The organism is uncultured Allobosea sp. (assembly GCF_945956895.1).
In the GTDB taxonomy this organism is placed as follows: Bacteria; Pseudomonadota; Alphaproteobacteria; order Rhizobiales; family Beijerinckiaceae; genus Allobosea.
Genome location: NZ_CAMFJF010000068.1, coordinates 1 through 14,930, shown reverse-complemented (window position 1 = coordinate 14,930; position 14,930 = coordinate 1). Strand labels below are relative to the sequence as shown.

Annotated in this window: 14 protein-coding genes and 1 riboswitch; of the genes, 3 read left to right on the top strand and 11 right to left on the bottom strand. The window is 66.6% G+C overall.

What is annotated here, in order from left to right:
* The 5 genes from Q0Q02_RS20455 to Q0Q02_RS20435 form a co-directional block, all read right to left on the bottom strand.
* A partial coding sequence (locus tag Q0Q02_RS20455) for a multicopper oxidase domain-containing protein (RefSeq protein ID WP_293812242.1) occupies positions 1–823 on the bottom strand: 823 nt, incomplete at its 3' end.
* A gap of 20 nt (positions 824–843) precedes the next feature.
* Entirely contained in the window at positions 844–2,322 is a 1,479-nt protein-coding gene (locus Q0Q02_RS20450) for a TolC family protein (RefSeq protein ID WP_293812240.1), read from the bottom strand.
* A 1-nt stretch (position 2,323) separates the two neighbouring features.
* Positions 2,324–2,521 carry a hypothetical protein gene (locus Q0Q02_RS20445; protein WP_293812238.1) on the bottom strand — a complete coding sequence of 66 codons (198 nt, stop codon included), beginning with the start codon at positions 2,519–2,521 and terminating at the stop codon, positions 2,324–2,326.
* A gap of 170 nt (positions 2,522–2,691) precedes the next feature.
* The gene (locus Q0Q02_RS20440; RefSeq protein WP_293812236.1) at positions 2,692–3,993 is read right to left on the bottom strand and encodes an ATP-binding protein; all 1,302 of its coding nucleotides are present in this window, start codon (positions 3,991–3,993) and stop codon (positions 2,692–2,694) included.
* Between the two features lie 23 nt (positions 3,994–4,016).
* A complete protein-coding gene (locus Q0Q02_RS20435; protein ID WP_293812244.1) occupies positions 4,017–4,751 on the bottom strand; it encodes a response regulator transcription factor in 735 nt (244 codons plus the stop codon).
* A 255-nt stretch (positions 4,752–5,006) separates the two neighbouring features.
* Here Q0Q02_RS20435 and Q0Q02_RS20430 point away from each other — a divergent pair, with 255 nt between their 5' ends.
* The 3 genes from Q0Q02_RS20430 to ltaE all read left to right on the top strand — a co-directional run bounded on the left by Q0Q02_RS20430 (position 5,007) and on the right by ltaE (position 7,927).
* Positions 5,007–5,213: a flagellar FlbD family protein gene (locus Q0Q02_RS20430; protein WP_293812234.1), complete on the top strand. Its 207-nt coding sequence runs from the start codon at positions 5,007–5,009 to the stop codon at positions 5,211–5,213.
* Between the two features lie 223 nt (positions 5,214–5,436).
* Complete coding sequence (locus Q0Q02_RS20425) at positions 5,437–6,816, top strand: L-serine ammonia-lyase (protein ID WP_293812232.1); 1,380 nt, start codon at positions 5,437–5,439, stop codon at positions 6,814–6,816.
* Positions 6,817–6,895: 79 nt separating this feature from the next.
* Positions 6,896–7,927 (top strand): low-specificity L-threonine aldolase, encoded by a 1,032-nt coding sequence (gene ltaE / locus Q0Q02_RS20420; protein WP_293812230.1) that lies wholly within the window; start codon positions 6,896–6,898, stop codon positions 7,925–7,927.
* Positions 7,928–7,937: 10 nt separating this feature from the next.
* Here ltaE and Q0Q02_RS20415 read toward each other — a convergent pair whose 3' ends face one another.
* The 6 genes from Q0Q02_RS20415 to Q0Q02_RS20390 all read right to left on the bottom strand — a co-directional run.
* Positions 7,938–8,729, bottom strand: a complete 792-nt coding sequence (locus Q0Q02_RS20415) for an ABC transporter ATP-binding protein (protein WP_293812228.1) — start codon at positions 8,727–8,729, stop codon at positions 7,938–7,940.
* Entirely contained in the window at positions 8,726–9,769 is a 1,044-nt protein-coding gene (locus tag Q0Q02_RS20410) for an iron ABC transporter permease (RefSeq protein WP_293812226.1), read from the bottom strand. The genes Q0Q02_RS20415 and Q0Q02_RS20410 overlap by 4 nt, the downstream gene beginning before the upstream one ends.
* Positions 9,766–10,803: an ABC transporter substrate-binding protein gene (locus Q0Q02_RS20405; protein ID WP_293812224.1), complete on the bottom strand. Its 1,038-nt coding sequence runs from the start codon at positions 10,801–10,803 to the stop codon at positions 9,766–9,768. Before Q0Q02_RS20405 ends, Q0Q02_RS20410 begins: the two co-directional genes overlap by 4 nt.
* Positions 10,804–11,016: 213 nt before the next feature.
* A riboswitch (cobalamin riboswitch) is annotated at positions 11,017–11,226 on the bottom strand.
* Between the two features lie 274 nt (positions 11,227–11,500).
* Positions 11,501–12,679 (bottom strand): mandelate racemase/muconate lactonizing enzyme family protein, encoded by a 1,179-nt coding sequence (locus Q0Q02_RS20400; RefSeq protein WP_293812222.1) that lies wholly within the window; start codon positions 12,677–12,679, stop codon positions 11,501–11,503.
* Positions 12,680–12,690: 11 nt separating this feature from the next.
* On the bottom strand, positions 12,691–14,178 hold the full coding sequence (locus tag Q0Q02_RS20395) for a M81 family metallopeptidase (RefSeq protein WP_293812220.1): 1,488 nt from the start codon (positions 14,176–14,178) through the stop codon (positions 12,691–12,693).
* Between the two features lie 281 nt (positions 14,179–14,459).
* On the bottom strand, positions 14,460–14,930 hold a 471-nt coding region (locus Q0Q02_RS20390; protein WP_293812219.1), incomplete at its 5' end, for an ABC transporter permease.

Here is a 14,930-nt window from a genome sequence, read left to right as displayed (position 1 = left end):
TGAACTCGTAGCCGTGCATGTGGATCGGATGGTTCGTCATGGTCAGGTTGCCGAAACGGATGCGGACCTTGTCGTTCTTCGCCACGACAAACGGATCGATCCCCGGGAAGGCGCGGCTGTTCCAGGTCCACAGGTTGAAATCGAGCATCGTGTTGACCTTCGGCACATAGGAGCCGGCCTCGATGTCGAAGGCGTTGAGCAGGAAGACGAAATCGCGATCGACGCGACGGAAGGCCGGGTCCTTGGGATGGACGACGAGGAAGCCCATCATGCCCATCGCCATCTGCACCATCTCGTCCGAGTGCGGGTGGTACATGAAGGTGCCGGAACGGCGCATCTCGAACTCGTAGACGAAGGTCTTGCCCGGCGGGATATGCGGCTGGGTCAGGCCGCCGACGCCATCCATGCCGTTGGGCAGGCGCTGGCCGTGCCAGTGCACCGCCGTGTTCTCAGGCAGCTTGTTGGTCACGAAGATGCGAACCTTGTCGCCCTCGATCGCCTCGATCGTCGGGCCGGGAGACTGGCCGTTATAACCCCACAGATGCGCCTTCATGCCCGGCGCGATCTCGCGGATGACCGGTTCGGCGACAAGGTGGAACTCCTTCCAGTCGCCGTTCATGCGCCAGGGCAGCGACCACCCGTTCAGCGTCACGACCGGCTGGTAATCGGTGCCGGTCGTCGGTGCCTTGGGGATCTGCGTCTCCGGGCTGCGGGTCGAGGCCGCTTCCGGGATCGAGGCCGCCTGCGCGCGACCGCTGACGAGCCCGGCCGCCGCGACGGCGAAGCCGGACGCGCCGACGAAATTCCTGCGGGATAGCGTCATGATGTCGTCTCCTCGTCGGCTCAATGGCCGCCGGCCTCGGCTGCGCCGGCGGATGCGACCGCCGCACCGCCGGCACTGCTGCCGGCGACGCCCCCGCCAATGGTGGCATGCTTCAGATCGACCGTGGCGATCCAGAAATCGCGCTTCGCATCGACAGCCTGGGCGTTACTGAGAATGCGGGCTCGGGCGTCGACGATCAGCGTCGTGACATCGATCAGCATGCCGCTGTACTGCAGCAGGGATTCGTCCTGGATCGTCTTGCGCAGAGGCAGAATCTGCGTCTGGTAATGCCCGGCGATCTCATGCGAGCCGCGATAGCCGAGATAGGCCTCGCGAACCTCGGAGCGCGCATTGACCGCCTTCTCGGCCAGACGATTGGCGGCTGCGAGATAGGTCTGCTCGGCGGCCGCGACCTTGGACTGACCGAAATCGAACAGTGGGATCTCGAACTCGATCTCCAGGGTCCGCTTGCGCTTGCTTTCCCGCTCCACCTCGGCGTGGCCATCGGCGCCCACGGTCCCGTTGCGGGCGCGGTCATAGGTGGTCCGGCCGAGCAGATCGACATCATTGACGAAGCGTGTCGCCTGGGTCAGCCCCAGCTTCTTGGCGAGGGTCTCGAGATCGGCCCGCGCGATCTGAAGATCGACGCGCTTGCGCATGGCCGTCCCTTCCAGGTCGCGGGCGGTTTGGATGCGGCCCGGCAGGGCCGGCAGGCGCGAGGGCAGGCGAACGCTCGTATCCTTGCCCCAGAGTCCGAGAATCCGCGTGAGCTTCTCGCGCTCGATCTTCTCCTGAAGCCTCGCCTTCGCCAGTTGCGCCGTCGCTTCGGCGTAGAGGGCATGTTCGCGGGCCTGTTCGAGCTTGTTCATGCCACCGGATTCACCGAGGCGCTTGATCAGCTCGGAGCTCGCCTCGGATGACGCGACGGCCTGCTGCAGATACCCGACCTGCTCGATCGCAGCGACGGTGCGATAGAACTGGCGCCTCGCATCCGCCGCGAGACGGAAAGTGGCCTCCGCCGCCTTGAGCTGCGCGCTGCGGAAGGTGTCGCCCGCGATCTCGGCGCGCGCGGGCAGCGTCGCCAGCGCAAACAGGCTGCCGACGAGCTGCCGCTCGATCTCGGTTTCGAAGCGGCCCGTGAGGCGCGAGATGGCGAAGCGTGGATTGGGCGGCAGGCTGGCAGCGACCATCTGCGCCTCGGCCAGGCCGAGATCGTTATACGCCGCCTGCAGCCCCCGATTGTTCAGGAGCGCGATCTGGACCGCGGAATCCGCGGTCATCGCGCCTTTCAGGAGCGTCGCGACACGATCCCGGCTCGTCAGTGCCGTCGTCTCATCCGTCACCTTGACGACGTCCTTGCCCAACTCGGTCAGGGCGAGGGATTGCGTGGTCTCCATCCCGGCATCGGGAGAAAAGCTCGCACACCCGCCCAGCGCGGCGGTCAGCGCCGCTGCCGGGAGAACACGCCGGAACAGCGCGGCCGATGAAGGAAAACGCATCTCAGTTTCCCTTCGGCGCGACCTGGCGGTTGAGATCTTCCCAGCCCTTCGGCTCGACGGGCCGGAAGGTTCGGGCGCCGGACATCACCGGGCTATAGGCCACCGGCGGCACGCGCGCGCCGGGATCAGACGGGGATGATCCGACCTCCGTTCCGGGCAGGGCCGTGCAGCCGCCAGCGATAGCCAACCCGACGGTCATCGCACCGGCACGTAAGGCCCGGGACGGCCGAACAGGACTTGGGAAGCGCAGAGAAGGCATCGCAAAGGCTCTTCCGAACAGGGGAAATCACGAGAATCACCCTAACGGAGGCGGCACCGGCGCGGTGTTACATCGCGTTACAGTCGGACGATCCGAGCGATGGCCTGGCATTACACCAGGCGCGGAAGACGAACGACGGCGCGCAAGCCTCCGCCTGCCCGGTTCTCAAGACTGACCTCGCCGCCATGCCCACGGATCACGGTACGCGCGATCGTCAGCCCCAGACCGACGCCCCCGGTCTCGCGATTGCGCGACGTGTCGAGCCGCTTGAAGGGGGCGAAGACGGCTTCGATCTCGCTTGCCGCGATGCCCGGCCCGTCATCGTCGATCGTCAGGATCACCGCCCTGTCTTCGGCGGTCAGCGTCATTCGCGCCCGAGAGCCGTAACGCACGGCATTCCAGATCAGGTTGGTGAAGGCGCGCTTCAGCGACAGGCGCCTGCCGGTGAAAGGCAGCCGCGCCGGAGCGACCAGCGACACATCATGGCCCGCATCGATCAGGTCGTCGCGGATCGTCTGCAGAAGTGCCGGCAGATCGATCGTCCGAGAGGGTTCGTCGACCTGCTCTCCCTTGAGAAACATCAGGCTGGCGTCGAGCATCGCTTCCATCTCGTCGAGATCGGCCTCGATATCGTCGGCGCTGGCATGTGGCCCGAGCTCGGCGGCGCGCAGCCGCAGTCGCGTCAGAGGAGTTTTGAGATCGTGGGAGACGGCCGCCAGCGTCTGCGTCCTGTCATCAACCAGTCGCTTGATCCGTCGCTGCATGTCGTTGAACGCGAGGGCCAGTTCGCGGATTTCGCGGGGCCCGCTCAAGGCAACCTCGACCGGCTCCGCCCCCGAATAGCTGCGTTGCGCGGCGGCGCCGAGAGCGCGAAGCGGCCGGGTGAGCCAGCGAACCATGAGGATCGCGATCAGCACGACGCCGAGCCCCATCAGGGTGGTCGACCAGATGACGCCGTGCATGGTTCCATGCGGCCCGGACAAACGGGTGATACCTATGTTGAGCCAGCCATCTTCGGGGCCGTGAATCGATACGTCGATCCGGTGCGGATCGATGCCACCGCCTGTCGCGGGCGGCGCCGAGACGATCAACTGCTGCCCCGCAAGCTCGGGCTCCAGCGACAGGAGGCGCTCCCTCAAGGCACCGATGGCTGGGTCAGCCTGCCGACTGGAAGACGCGAGACTCACCGTGCTCCAGTGCACCTCGACGGCCCCGTCCGACAGGGAATGCGCGATAGCCTCCCGCTCCCTCGCGGGCAAGGCGAGGACAGCGCGCTTGATCGACACGAGCCGCTCCGCGAGCCGGCTCTCGTTGTTCAGGTCGAGCTCCGAGCGCAGCCCGATCTGATAGGTCCAGAGCGACGCAAGATGGAAGAGTCCGAGCCCGAACAGCAGCACGGCGACGGTGCGCACCTGAATCGTGTCGAACCGCGACCTCACGAGACCCGCTCGACCATCGGCATGAACATGTAGCCTGTCCCGCGTATGGTGCGGATCATCGGCTCGGACGCGTCGTCACGCTCGATCTTCTTGCGCAGCCGACTGATCTGGACATCGACGACCCGATCATAGCCTGTCGCGATGCGGTTCTTGGCGAGATCGAGCAGCAGATCGCGGCCGAGCACCTTGCCGGCGGCCTCGACGAAAGCGCGCAGCATGTCGAATTCCCCCGTACTGAGGTCGACGATGCTGCCTTGAGGATCGGTCAGCTCTCGCCGCGCGACGTCCAGTATCCAGCCCGAGAAGCGGAAGGCTCGGGCAGGCGTCAGGGCGTTGGGCGCCCCGTCGGCGCGCATCCGACGCATCACGGCGTTGACCCGTGCGACGAGCTCGCGCGGGCTGAACGGCTTGGCCAGATAATCGTCCGCCCCGAGATCGAGCCCCTCGACCCGGTCCGCCTCGCTGCCGCGCGCTGTCAGCATGATCACGGGAATCGCCGACTCGCGGCGCAATTCACGGCAGAGATCGAACCCCGAAGCGCCGGGCAACATGACGTCGAGCACGACGAGGTCAAATGCCGTCAACGCCATCGCCGCACGCATCTCGTTGCCGTCGGCGGCACCGGTGACGCGATAGCCGTTGGCGCGCAGCAACCGGGAAACGAGCAACCGGAGCTGCGGATCGTCGTCCACGACAAGCACATGGGATTCGCGCGAGGGCGTTTGGCTGATGCTATCCAACTGGTCGCTCAGGCTGGGAATCCCGACAGGCTACACCTCCACGGCTGCCCGCAATGTTACATATGGTTTCAGGCCTCGGGTCCATTCGGATTTCGAGCTGCAGCGATCGACGCCCTCGCGATGGCGCCGAGGCGGCCGAGCGTTCGGCCCGCCCGCTCACTGCGGCAGACATTTTGCGCCGCCAGCGATCAACCGGTATTCCAAGATCCCGCATCGCCCTCCGCTATCACAGGACCGAAGCCGACCATGCCGAAGCTCTGCAAGTTTACGTCTCCCGGCGACGGAAAGCCCGTCTACGTCAATCCCGATCAGGTGGCTGTGGTCTACCAGTTCAAGGGCGAGCCGCCCGATACGATCATCGCCTTCCGGAAGGATTTCGTCCTCGGGGTGAAGGAGAGCGTCGACGAGGTCGTGGCGGCGCTTGAACGGGCATCCTCGAAACAAGGCGAGTGAAACGCCAACGAAGGGCGAGGTGTTCCGAAACAGGCACCTCGAGAGCTTCATCGCCGAATATGAGGCCGAACGCACTGCCCGGACGTTCCCTTTCGCGGCCCTTCATGCCATCGGAGTCGGTGATCGCCTCCGTTGAACGCCGGCGATCCAACATGTGACGGCACGGCGACCTCCCTCCGGGATTCGCGCTCTGCACAAAAATAAGTTCGACAGGGGGGCGGGAATGTTCCTGAGCGTATTCGACGTTTTCAAGATCGGTATCGGCCCCTCATCCTCGCATACGATGGGGCCGATGACGGCGGCGGGGCATTTCCTGGAATTGCTGCGCCAGCACCCGTCACGGGATCGAGCGGCGGCCGTGAGGGCGACGCTCTACGGTTCGCTCGCCTTCACCGGAAAGGGCCATGCCACCGATCGCGCCGTGGCGCTCGGGCTGCTCGGCTGGACGCCGGCCGCCTTCGATTTCGATGCAGCCGAACGTGGGCTCGAGGAACTCGGCCGCAGCCATCTGCTCCATCATGACGGCTTGCCGCTGCTGGTCTTCGATCCCGCGACGGACATCGTCTTCGACTACGGGCCGCCCCTGCCCGGCCATGCCAACGGGCTGGTGTTCTGCGCCCGCGATTCCGCAGGCGCAGAGCTGTTGTCCGAGACCTATTATTCGATCGGCGGCGGCTTCGTCGTCACCGCGCAGGAGCGCGAAGCACCGGCTGCGGCGAGCGAATCGGCCTCCTGGCCCTACCCGTTCGCCAATGCGGCGGCGATGCTGCGCATGGCCCGGGAAAGCGGGCTCTCGATTGCCGAGATGAAGCGCGCCAACGAAATCCATCGCCTGTCGCCGGAAGAGGTCGACCAAGGTCTCGCCCGGCTCTGGTCGGTGATGAACGGCTGCATCGAGCGTGGCCTGAGCCAGGAGGGCGAATTGCCCGGCGGCCTGCGCGTGCGGCGCCGGGCGGCGCGCATCCACCAGCAACTGGTAGCCGAAAAGCTGGCGAACCGCTCGCAGCCGCATGCCTCGACGGACTGGCTCAGCGTCTACGCCATGGCTGTGAACGAGGAGAATGCAGCCGGCGGCCGGGTGGTGACCTCGCCGACCAATGGGGCGGCCGGGGTCGTGCCGGCGGTGCTGCGCTACTATCTCGATCATTGCGTCGGCGCCGAGCCCGAGAAGGTCGCCGATTTCCTGCTGACGGCCGCCGCGATCGGCGGATTGATCAAGCACAATGCCTCTATCTCCGGGGCCGAGGCCGGCTGCCAGGGCGAGGTCGGCTCCGCCGCGGCAATGGCGGCTGCCGGGCTCTGCGCGGTGCTCGGCGGCTCGCCCGCCCAGATCGAGAACGCGGCCGAGATCGCGCTGGAGCACCATCTCGGCATGACCTGCGATCCTGCGGCGGGGCTGGTCCAGGTCCCCTGCATCGAGCGCAACGGCATCGGCGCGATCAAGGCTGTGGCAGCCGCATCGCTGGCGTTGCGCGGCGACGGCTCGCATTTCATGCCGCTGGACAATTGCATCGAGGCGATGCGGCAGACCGGCGAAGCCATGAACGAGCGCTTCAAGGAAACCAGTCTCGGCGGGCTCGCGGTCAACCTGCCGGAATGCTGAGCCCTCCCCTTCCGTTTTTGCATGATGGTCTGAGCAAGCACCGACTAGTGTAGCCGCACAGCCTGCAAGGATCGGATCGATGATCGTGGATGATTTCCGCTCGGATACGGTGACGCGCCCTGGCGAAGGGATGCGCGCTGTCATGGCAGCGGCGGAGGTCGGCGACGCCGTCTATGACGATTGCCCAACGACCAAGCGGCTGGAAGCCATGACCGCCGAGCGGCTCGGCAAGGAAGCAGCCCTCTTCTTCCCCACCGGCACGCAGGCCAATCTCGCCGGGCTGATGGCCCATTGCGGGCGTGGCGAGGAATATCTCGTCGGCCAGATGGCCCATACCTATCGGCTGGAAGGCGGCGGCGCGGCCGTGCTGGGCTCGATCCAGCCGCAGCCTCTGCCCAACGAACCGGACGGCACGATCGCGCTCGATGCCATCGCCAATGCGATCAAGCCGAACGATTTCCATTTCGCGATGACGCGGCTCCTGGCGCTGGAGAACACCTTCAACGGCAGCGTCCTGCCCGACGCTTATCTGGAAGCCGCGACCGGGCTCGCCCGCTCGCGCGGCCTCGCCACCCATCTCGACGGCGCCCGCCTGATGAATGCCGCCGCGGCGAGCAACCGCGACGCCAGCTGGATCGCCGGACAGTTCGACACGGTGTCGCTCTGCCTGTCGAAAGGCCTCGGCGCGCCGATCGGCTCCGTCCTCGTCGGCCCGAAGGATTTCATCGAGAAGGCCCGCCGCATCCGCAAGATGCTGGGCGGCGGCATGCGCCAGACCGGCGTGATCGCGGCCGCAGCAATCTACGCGCTGGAGCATAATGTCTCGCGGCTCAGCGAGGATCACCGGCGGGCCGCAGCTCTGGCGGAGGTGCTGAGCCGTTTCCCGGAGCTCGGCGCCGAGCCGGCCCGCACGAACATGGTGTTCATGTCGCCCAAGGCGCTCGATACCGCCGCCTTCGCCGCCTTCCTGCGCGAGCGCGGCATCGCGGTCAGCGGGCGCTACGGCACCTTGCGCTGGGTGACCCATCTCGATGTGAACGACGCCTCCGTCGCGCGCGTCGCCGAAGCTTGCGAGCGCTTCTTCGGCCAACGGCAAGCCGCTGCGGAGTAACGCCCCGGCCTCAGCCGCCGGGTGCGCCTTTCCGCGGCTCGGCCTCGATCAGGTATTCGATATGCCGCCGCCCGGATGCTCCTGGCCGGATCGAGACCGCGACGCCGAAGATGCGTTGGATCGCCTCGGCGGTCAGGACATCCTCGGGCGCTCCGGCCGCCTGAAGCCGCCCATCATGCAATAACGCGATCTCATCGCAGAACATGGCCGCGAGGTTGAGATCGTGCAGCGCCATGATGCAGGTGATGCCGAGGCGGCGGACCAGGCTCAGGATCGAGAGCTGGTGCTGGATGTCGAGATGGTTGGTCGGCTCGTCCAGGATGAGCTCACTCGGCTCCTGCGCGAGCGCCCGCGCAATGTGAACCCGCTGGCGCTCTCCGCCTGAGAGTGTGTGCCAGAACTGGTCGTGCCGCTCGGTAAGCCCGACCCGGGCCAGCGCCTCGTTGACGGCCGCCTCGTCGGCGTCGTTCCAGGAGGCGAGCGCGGCGCGATGCGGCGTGCGGCCAAGGCGCACGACATCGCATACGGAGAGCTGGATCTCGGTGGTCGCCTGCTGCTCGACGAAGGCGAGGCGCCGGGCGAGATCGCGACGCGGCACAGCGGCGATGTCGTTTCCGTCGAGCGTGACGACGCCGCTCGCGACATTGCGCAGGCGGCAGAGCAACCGGAGCAGGCTCGACTTGCCGGAGCCGTTCGGGCCGATCAGGCCGAGCACCCGGCCGGGCGCCGCTTCCAGCGTCACGCCATCGACGATCATCCGGCCGCCGGCACCCCAGCGCACCTCGCGGGTCGCGAGCGTCATGCCGGCCTCCGGGCTCGGTAGAGGATCAGGGCGAAGACCGGCGCGCCGAACAGGGCCGTCACTACGCCGATCGGCAGGATCTGCTGCGGGATCAGGATGCGGGACAGAATGTCGGCGAGGATCATGAAGATCGCGCCGATGACGAGACAGGCCGGCAACAAGCGGGCATGGCCGGAGCCGACGAGGAAGCGCGCGGCATGGGGGATGATCAATCCGACGAAGCCGACCGTGCCGACGATCGAGACCATCACCGCCGTCATCACCGCCGTCGTGGCGAAGAGCACGACCTTCACCCGCGTGACCGCGACGCCGAGCGAGGCCGCCGCATCGACGCCGAAGGCGAAGGCGTCGAGCGCCTTGGCGTGGAGCATGCAGATGCCGAAGCCGATGAAAGCGACGGGCGCCGCCATCCAGATATCGGGCCAGCGCACGCCGCCGAAATTGCCGAGCAGCCAGAACATGACGCCCCGCGCCTGTTCGGCGCTGGCCATGGTCGTGACGATCGTCGCCGTCGCCGCATTGAAAAGCTGCGAGGTCGCGACGCCGGCGAGGATGACGCGATCGCTCGCGCCGCCCGCCCCCGTCGCCAGCAGTGCGACGACGACGAGCGCAGCGCAGGAGCCGATGAAAGCTCCGGCCGAGACGGAGAGCACCGCCCCGCCGATGCTGATGCCGAGGATCAGCACCGCCACGGCGCCGGTCGAGGCGCCCGCCGAGATGCCGAGGATATAGGGCTCGGCCAGCGGGTTGCGCAACAGCGCCTGCAGGATCGCGCCCGACAGGGCGAGCGCCCCGCCACACAGGCCCGCCATCAGCGCGCGGCTCAGGCGATAATCGAAGATCACACCCTGCTGGATCGCGCTGACCGGAAAATCGAGGTCGAACAGCCCGTTGCCGAGCGCCTTCAACGCGGTGTCGAACGGGATGCGCATCTCGCCGATCGTCACCGCCAGCGCGACCGAGACGATCAGCGCCAGCAGCGAAGCCAGCGCTATGCCGATCCGCGCCGGCCAGTTCGGCCCATGGGCGGCGTGGCTCAACGCGAAATCCCGAAGCCGGCGATCGCTTTGGCCAGCGTCTCGATGCCATCGACCGTGTCGAGCCCGGCGCGGGTCGCGCCGACATCCATGATGACGATGCGGTTGTTCCTGACGGCGTCGAGCTTGCTGGCGACCGGGTCGGTCTTCAGGAAGTCCAGCTTCTTCTCGATATCGTCGGCCGGGAAGCGGCGGCGATCCATCTTCACGGTGACGATCACGGCCGGATTGGCGGCGGCGATGCTCTCCCAGCCGACCAGCGGCCATTCCTCATTGGTCGCGATGACGTTGCGAGCGCCGAGCTTGGACAGGATATAGGCGGGCACGCCGTTCCTGCCGGCCATGAAGCCGTCGCCCTTGATGTCCTTGCTGGAGAACCAGACGACGACGGGCACGTCCTGCGCCTTCAGCTTGGCGACCTGCTCGACGGCCTTGTCCTCGCGCGCCTTGAGCTCGGCGACGAGCGTCTCGGCCCGGTCGGCGACATCGAAGATCGCGCCGAACTCGCGGATGTTGCGATAGACCAGATTCATCGTGAACATCTGGGTGCGGACGCCGTCGCCGGCGCCGGAATTGTCCTTGCCGACGCAATCGGTCGGGGAGACGTAAGTCGGCACCTTCACCTTGGCGAACTGGTCGCGCTTGCCGACGGTGCCGTTGGGCCCGACATGCCATTCGAACATCGCGGTGACGAGATCGGGCTCCTGCGCCAGCACGGCTTCGAAACTCGGGTCGTTGTCGGCGAGGCGCTTCACCTTGGCATTGACCGCCTCATAGGGCTTGGCCACCGGCGAGAACCACACCGCCGTGCCGACGACGCGATCGCCGAGGCCGAGCGCATAGAGGATTTCCGTCTGGGTCTGGCCGATCGCGACGATGCGCTTGGGCGCGGCATTGAAGGTGATCGTCTCGCGGCAGTTCTCCAGCGTCAGCGGGTATTTGGTCGGCGCCGCAGTGGCCGTTCCAGCGGCGAGAGCGCCGAACAGGGCAGCAGCCGAGAGGCGGAGCAGAGAATTGAACGGGCGCGCAGCCGGCATCGAGGCCATCCGAAATGTAACAATGTTGCATTTCTGATAGAGCGCGCGGCAGGCAGCCGTCAAGCCGCCCCGAGCGGCCTGTGTGTTGGTCTTCGTGAACATGGACTTCATCGCTCCCCGAGATGACGGCCGGGGAATCGCTGGGCATGTGGGACGCAAAGGCGGCACAGGGCCACCATCGACTCACACAGCTCCGGAACACCCCGTCCGAAAGACGTCTTCATCGACCGGGGCAGGTCTCCTGGCTCGCGGGTCGATGCCTGTTCCGCCCGGCCTTCCCGGCGCCTCGGGCGCCAGTGGACGATGGACGGAGAGCTCGCCGCTTACAGTTGCGGGGGCAGCCTCGGCTTTGGCGCTAGCGCCTTACCGAATTCCCTCTTAGCTCCGGGAGCAACCCGGAGAACCTCGATCGGCGCCCACCCTATAAGGGCGCGGCGCGCCGTCAAGCAGATGTCAGTTTCGAGAGTTCTCTTTCGAGAACACCACGCCGTCATTCCGGGCAAGCGAAGCGCAGACCCGGAATCCATCGTAGAGCGGCGACGGTCTGTTTCGACAGACGAGCCCTCATCCTGAGGAGCAAGCGGAGCTTGCGTCTCGAAGGATGCTCCAGATGCTTCGGGAGCCCCCTGGAACATCCTTCGAGACGGCCCTGCGGGCCTCCTCAGGATGAGGGCTGAGGGAGTGTCCAAACAGACTCTCAGAGGCTCGGCGTGCTGTAGAGCCGCTTGCCGCCGACGGATATCTCGACCTCCTGCAGATAGCCACGCAGCGCGGTCGTCGCGACCTCGATGCCGAGGCCCGGTACGTCGGGGGCTGCGACCTGCCCGTTCGCGTCGCGCTCCAGATGATTGGCGGAGATCGCGGTCGCGAGCGGCTTCGGCATGGCCGGATACTCGCAGATCTCGTGTGCAGCGAGGCCGGCATAGGGCTGGAGCGAGGCCGAGAGAGCGAGATGCGAGGTGAAGGTGTGGTTGACGAAGGTCACGCCCTTGGCGACCGCATAATCCGCCACCGCCTTGGACGGGCCGATGCCGCCGATGCGTCCGCAATCGATCTGGACATAGCCGATGCCGCCATAATCGATGAGTTGCCGGGCCATCGACTCGTTATGGGCGCCCTCCCCGCCTGCGAGCCGGACTTTGGGGCTGCGTTTGGCGAGCGCGCCATAGGCTTCGAGCGCGCTGGCGTGGAAGGGCTCCTCGAACCAAAGCACATTCGCCTTCTCCATCGCGGGCAGCCGCGCGGCGGCGCGCTCGACATCCTCGATGAAGATCTGGCCGGTATCGACCAGCAGGATACCGTCCTGCCCCAGCCCTTCGCGGGCGGCGACGAAATGCTCGGCATCGGCCTCGACGCTGCCCCGGCCGATCGGCCCCCAGCCGAACTTGGCGGCGCGGAAGCTGCGGCTGCGCGCATCGCGGGCGCGCTCGAGGGTTTCCTGCGCCGTGTCCCCGAACAGGACCGAGGCATAGGGCGTCTTGGGATGGCTTTTCGCATAGCCGAGCAGTCGCCAGACCGGCTCGGAGCGCATCTTGCCGAGGATGTCCCAGAGCGCCATCTCGACGCCGGAGAAGGTATGCGGCGCCTGCAAAAGGTCCATCGAGTTATAGGCGACGGCCGCGGCGATGCGGGCGATGTCCTCAGGGCTTTCCAGAGTCTGGCCGAGCACGGAATCCGCGACCGGCCGGCAGACGCCATGCGACATCGGGCAGATGAAGGCGGCGATGGAGGGCAGCGGCGCGGCCTCGCATTCGCCCCAGCCGACATAGCCGCCGGCAGCGATCCTGACCAGCAGCGCATCCTGGCTGCCATCGGCCTCGTCGGTGACGACGGGCATGGCGAGATAGAAGAAATCGACGGCCTCGATCCTGGGCACGGGCTTCATCCTCACAGTTCGTAGATCGTGGCGCGGGGCGCGAAGCTGACGCCCTCGTCGAGCGGGTAGATCGGCCGGGCGCAGATGGTGTGGCCCAGGCTCTTCAGGTTCGCGGAGGTCGCGCCGGACGCGTCGATATTGAAGTTCCGCGCGCACCACTGGTCGAACATATGGAATTCGGTGTGGGGCGACTTCACCACGATCAGGTCGAAATCGGTCGGGTCGATGCCGTTGGCGTAATACATCGCGCGGTCGAACAGGCTGACCGACCGGCTCATCACGACGACGGTGACGTTGTCCCAGGTCAGCACCGCGGTCGGCCCGGCGCTGAGCGGCGCCTTCATCGTCTCCAGCGCCGCTTCGCCATCCGAGAGCAATTTGACCTTGGCGGTGACCTTCATCGGCTGGAAGCGCGCCGGATCGATCGAGCCGCCGAGCGTGACCTCGATCGTCGCGCCGACGCCAGCCTTATGTGCGGCGACGGCGGCCGGCGCGTCGACGATCTGGGCCAGCACCCGCTTGCCGTAGCCGGCCGCGCGCAAGGCGGCGAGGATCCGGTTGCTGTCGCCGGAGGCACCGGACGAGGTCGCGTCGGCGGCATCGGTGAAGATCACCGGGCCGTCGATGCTGCGGGCCTGGGCGATGGCGCGGTCGAGCGGAACGAGCTTGCCCTGCATGCGGAAGCGCAAGGGCCAGAACTCCTCGGCGAGCCGGATCGCCTCGCGCTCGGCCGTGGCCTTATCGCCATCAGTGAGGATCAGCACCTGCGAACAGAGTTCGGGCACGTCGGTGAAGGGGTTGCCGATCATGATGCCGGCCGCGAGCGCCCGCCCCTCCTCTTCCAGCCTGCGGCATTCGGCCAGAAGCTCGCCATAGCAGCCGGTCTTGGTGATGAGCTCGTCGCCGCGCACCAGCGCGGGAATGACGACGCGGGCGGCGACGGGCCTGATGCCGCCAGCCATCAGCTTCAGCAGTAATTCGGCGGCGCGGCGACCCGTGTCCGCGAAATCGACATGGGGATAGGTCCAGTAGATCGCGAAGCCATCGACATTGCGCAGCATCCGGTCAGTCAGGATGCCGTGCAGGTCGAGCGAGATGACGATCGGCATGTCCGGCCCGGCACGCTGACGCAGCTTCTCCAGCAGGTAGCCTTCGGGATCGAGCTCGCCATCGGCGCCCATCGCGCCATGTAGCGAGACATAGATGCCGTCGATGCGATCGAGCTTGGCGAAGATCGCGGCGAGGATTTCCTCGGAGAGCTTCTTCCAGCCTGCCGCCGAGAGCGGACCTGCGCTGCCGGAACGCGCGCAGATCGTCGGCACGATCTCGATATCGGGTCTTGCCTCGAAGACCGCGAGCGCGCCGCCTAGTTCCTGGTTCTGGCCGCGCTGGACGTAGAGGCCGTCGCCATGGTGGATCAGGAAGTTCTCGTAATGCGACGGCAACGGATTGAAGGAGGAGATCTCCTGCTTGCAGTCGGCGATCAAGATGCGCTTCATCGGGCGGCTCCTAGAGGCTGTTAGTGACCATGGGAGGGATTTGACGCTGGCGATTTTGCGCGAATGCAAGGAGTTTGAGGACGCAAACCTTCCGGTTTGCTACGAAGAACGACACGGCAGTCGCGCAAAAGCGCCGCGCCCTCCGGGTGAGGTGGAAACCGCAGAGCTGCAGCGTCGCACCGCTTGCCGATACCAGTGGTATCGGCGGCGCGATGCTCCTCCCATCTCTGCGGTTTTGACCTCATCAAATCCCTCCCATGGTCACTAACAGCCTCTGGGGTTCAGAATTTCAGGCGGGGGTCGAGCACGTCGCGCAGGCCGTCGCCGAGCAGGTTGAGGCCGAGGACGCAGGCGATGATCGCGAGGCCCGGAAACACCGTGATCCAGGGCGCCTCGCGCATGAAATCGCGCCCCTGGGCGATGATCGAGCCGAAGGAGGCGGCCGGCGGCGGCGGGCCAGCACCGACGAAGGAGAGCGCGGCTTCCGCCAGCACCGCGATGGCGAAGACATAGGTCAGGCGCACGATCAGCGGGCCGGCGACATTGCGCAGCACATGCTTGAACAGGATCGTCCATTCGCCAACGCCGATCGAGCGGGCGGCGGCGATGTATTCCTGCTCCTTCTCGAGCAGCACCGAGGCACGCACGATGCGGGCGGTATGCGGCGTCGTGGCGATGGCGAGCGCGATCACGACATTGGTCAGCGATGCGCCGAGCACCGCCGAGACGACCATGGCGAGCACGATCGACGG